This window comes from Sciscionella sediminilitoris (assembly GCF_000737195.2).
GTDB classification, from domain to species: domain Bacteria; phylum Actinomycetota; class Actinomycetes; order Mycobacteriales; family Pseudonocardiaceae; genus Sciscionella; species Sciscionella sediminilitoris.
This window is the reverse complement of sequence record NZ_JALM01000082.1, coordinates 1-3639: the sequence shown is the minus strand read 5'-3', so window position 1 is coordinate 3639 and position 3639 is coordinate 1. Positions and strand designations below refer to the sequence as shown.

Genomic DNA, 3639 nt, shown 5'->3' with positions numbered 1-3639 from the left:
GACACGGTTACCACGTCAACCTTCCTTGATGAAGCACTAGCTCGTGGATCGGGTGACGTCGAGCAGGTCGTGATCGGTCGTTTCCAGGTGTTCGAACAGGGCGTCCACACCGTCGCGGTTGGCCCGGTCGATTTCCGGTGCGGTCAGGGGGATGAGAGTCAGCAGTTCGGCCTGTACCTGTTGGTCCTGGTCGAAGACGATATTGAACTCGTCGTCCAGGTAGGGATGGCTGGTCGCGATGATCCCGGTGATCGCGGTCGCTTCGAGGATGGGTTGTTCTCCGGCGATGATCTGTTCGTCGACGAGTCCGCGGGCACCGTCGAGGATCATCTGGGTCATGGTCTGGATCAGGAACGCGGCGGCCCCGTCTTGGTCGTGCTGGACCGAGCACACCAGTTCTTGCGGATATATGGCTGTGATGGGTGCATCGGTGAGCCCGTGGGTGGCGAAGCTGACGAACTCGGGCCGGTCGTGACGCCAAATGTTCACCGGACCGACCGCATCGACGACGGTGGGCTCGCCGAGGTATTGGGTCATGTGATTGTCGATGTCCTGGGTGCTCATGCGTTCAGGATCTCCAACAGAGCGGGCGGGAAGCTGTCTTGTTTCGTGGCGAATTCCGCAGCGGTGCCGAAGTATGGATCGGTGATGGTGGCGTCGGCGCCGTTGTCGAGCAGCAGTTTGATGATCACGCCGTCGGGAGCGGCTTGCCATTTCGAGACCGCGAGGTGCAGGGCCGAGGGGATCTCGCCGGCCGCGGCGTTGACGTTCGCCCCGGCTTGGAGCAGGGTGGTTGCGGCGTCGAGTGCGCCGTGCTCGATGGCGATGTGTAGGGCGGTGTAGTTCCCCGTTCGGCGCTGCCGGAAGTTCACCGGAACCCCGTCGGCGAGACGCTGACCGATAGCGTCGACGTTGTTCTCGGCGGCGGCTTGATGGAGCGCGTCGCGGCCGGTGTCGTCGAGTTTGATCGCGGGGTTGAGGATCGAGACCAGTTCCGCGGGGAAGTCCCACTGGCCCGCGGTCGCCTCGACGGGCGTGCTGCCTTGCTTGTTACGAACAGCGAGGTCTGCCCCGCGCTCAATCAGCAGGCGCAGCATCGCGCCATCAGGGGCTTGCCGCCACCGGGTCACGGCCAGGTGTAGCGCCGATGCCTTGCCGTTGTTGCCAGCGTTGACGTCGGCACCGGCGTCCAGTAGCAGGCTTGCCGTACCGAGTGATCCCTCTGAGACGGCGAAATGCAGCGGGGTGAGCCCGGCCCGCTTCTCGCGAAGGTCCACCTCCACGCCCGCGGCCAACCGCGCCCGCACAGTGTCCAGATCACCGTCGGCGGCGGCGTAATGCAGCGGGTCGCGTCCGTACTGGTCTAGGTCTGCCATCCTCGCGGTCCTGTCGTCACCCTGGTCGTTCGTATCTGTGGCTCTGGTTGGAATGTGGTGTCTGGATCTGATAGCGGCCCGGCTGGTTCTGATCCTCGATCACCTTGCGCCGATCGTACCCATTGGCTTCGGCTTCTTGTTTGTATCTCCACCATTCCTGACCTGGTTGATGCCCGAACTGGTACTTGCCCGGCTCTGGCACGGTCATCCCGTTGGGATCCGGTTTTCCGGTGTCCGGATTGACCCGAACAACACTACCGTCGGGGTTACGCTTCGCGGGGATCGTTTCTCCCGTCGCAGCGCAGGGAAAGTTGATACCGTTCTCGTCCCGCTCCGCGTCACGGATGACATCGCGCTTGGTTTGGGCGCGCAGTTTGACCCGGCGCCGGACTGGTTTGTAGACGTATTTGGCTTCTCGGGAACCTTTGGACAGTGCTTCGGTGGCTTTCTCGGCCGCTTCGACGCCGCGGCTGCCCCATTTGGTGATCTTGCCGACCTGGGCGGCGTAGCCGCCGAACGGGACGGCGGCGGCCGCGGTGGTGTAGGCCTCGTTGTAGCGGCCTTCGGATTTGAGCCAGTTGGCGTGCAGGCCGTCGATCGCGTCACCGAGGACCGGGACGAACCCGGCGACGTCGAGGACACCGTGCATGATGCTTTCCCCGGTGCTTTCACTGGGTTTCGGTGCGCCCTCGGCGAGGTCGTTGAGTGCCTGGGCGCTGCGGTCACCCACGGTCTGGAGTTGCTGGCGTGCACGGTCGAGGATCTGGCGCGCGGCTTGACGTTCTGCCTCGCCGGGATCGGTGAACGGGGGAGGCGCGACGCAGACCTGCCCGCCACTGGCCTGAGTCTGCGCATCGGCCTCGGCCTTGGCCTTGTCGTGGTCGGCCTTGGCCTGCGCGGTCAGCGCCTCACCGTGTTTCCAGCGCGCGATCGCCTCGCCCGCTTGTCCCTGTGCCCATGCCAAACAGTCCGCGAACGACTGGACCGCGGTGACCGCCGCATCGAGGCCGTCCGCGGTCTGCAGCCACTTCGGGAGCTCCACATTCGCGGCCTCGCGCCAGCTGTCATGAGCCTTGCCGGTCCATCCTCCGGCGTCGATGCGCTTGAGCGCTTGCCCGTCTGCATCGACGTTGCTGGCCCGGTCGCGGAGCACACGCGCGTTCTCGTAGATCTTGGCCGGTTCGCCCGGGATGAGTTGTTTCGGGTCCTCGGTTTGTCCGAGTTCTTTGCGGTCGACCACGGCGGTGCCTAGAAGTTGTCGTCGACGGCTTGCACGCCGGAGTCGGTGAGCGCCTTCTTGTTGGAGTGCTCGGCTTGGCGGTAGGCCTTCGCGACCGCGCTCATGCCGTCCTTGAGGTCGTCGGCCTTGTCGACCAGCATCTGCATGCTCCGGTCGTACTCGCCGCAGAAGTTGTCGAGTGCATCGCAGAACCCGTCATGCCCGTACTGCTCGTACGGGCCGCACAGATCCGCGAGCGCGAAGTCATCCTGCTTGCGGGTGATCTCACCCATCTCCCGCGCGGCCGACTCGATCGCACCGATGTCGACATGAAACCCGGGACCGTCCACCCCACTCACCCCTCGTAGCCAGTCAGCCCATATCTGCGACAGGGTAATTACGGCAGCCGGGACTTGTCACGGAAAGCAGCGAACTCCACAGCGGGCCCTCGACGATATGTAGCCGACGTTGACGGAAAGTGGCGCAAGAAGGCGCCCACGACTTCGTCCACCCAAAAAGACTAATCAGCGATTTGCAGAGCACAGCTGGCTCGGATCGCCGCTTCGAAGGTTTCTGCGTGGCCCACACGCAGAACCATGGACGGACGGCTCGGAACCGTACGATGCCCACCAGGGCGGATACAAAGCAAGGACCTGCGCGACTCCTCGGGGTGTGCCTGGAGGCGTCGCACATGGTGCGCGTCAAAGCCCCTGTGCAGATTGAGCGATTGTAGCCTGGCAGGGTTGCGCCCGCACTCATGTGCACTGCTCCCGCGCCATGCAGCACAACGGACTGGGGCGCCAGCATGGAGGGCTGAAAATCGGCGTGTGGTCTATCGCGTAGAGCACAATAGACCCTCGACGCAGCACAGAAGCCCAAGGTCACGGGGACACATGTCGCAGTCAGCTTCGTGATGTGCATATGAACGATCGGACGGGTGGCCGCTGACCCGGTGCGCCCCTCGACGCTGACGTTTGCGCATTCTGTCTGAATCAATCCCGCCGTGAGGGGCCGAGAACGACTTAGAGATCATTGCAGAATGAG

Annotated in this window: 4 protein-coding genes; all 4 read right to left on the bottom strand. The window is 63.9% G+C overall.

The annotated features are described in order from the left end of the window. Positions 1-36: 36 nt before the first annotated feature. Genes AD72_RS28095 through AD72_RS28075 form a run of 4 tightly spaced genes read right to left on the bottom strand, consistent with a single transcriptional unit; the run spans position 37 to position 2945 of the window. Positions 37-564 carry a suppressor of fused domain protein gene (locus tag AD72_RS28095; protein WP_031469632.1) on the bottom strand — a complete coding sequence of 176 codons (528 nt, stop codon included), beginning with the start codon at positions 562-564 and terminating at the stop codon, positions 37-39. Beyond that, the gene (locus tag AD72_RS37745; protein ID WP_231644998.1) at positions 561-1376 is read right to left on the bottom strand and encodes an ankyrin repeat domain-containing protein; all 816 of its coding nucleotides are present in this window, start codon (positions 1374-1376) and stop codon (positions 561-563) included. The genes AD72_RS28095 and AD72_RS37745 overlap by 4 nt, the downstream gene beginning before the upstream one ends. 16 nt (positions 1377-1392) lie before the next feature. Beyond that, complete coding sequence (locus AD72_RS28080; RefSeq protein WP_051899105.1) at positions 1393-2616, bottom strand: putative T7SS-secreted protein; 1224 nt, start codon at positions 2614-2616, stop codon at positions 1393-1395. Between the two features lie 8 nt (positions 2617-2624). Further along, on the bottom strand, positions 2625-2945 hold the full coding sequence (locus AD72_RS28075; protein WP_031469629.1) for a hypothetical protein: 321 nt from the start codon (positions 2943-2945) through the stop codon (positions 2625-2627). Positions 2946-3639: the final 694 nt, after the last annotated feature.

What these genes read in the sequence shown, in the direction of transcription:
- AD72_RS28095 (WP_031469632.1), bottom strand. Translation starts at nt 564, where the DNA reads ATGAGCACCCAGGACATCGACAATCACATGACCCAATACCTCGGCGAG.
- AD72_RS37745 (WP_231644998.1), bottom strand. Translation starts at nt 1,376, where the DNA reads ATGGCAGACCTAGACCAGTACGGACGCGACCCGCTGCATTACGCCGCC.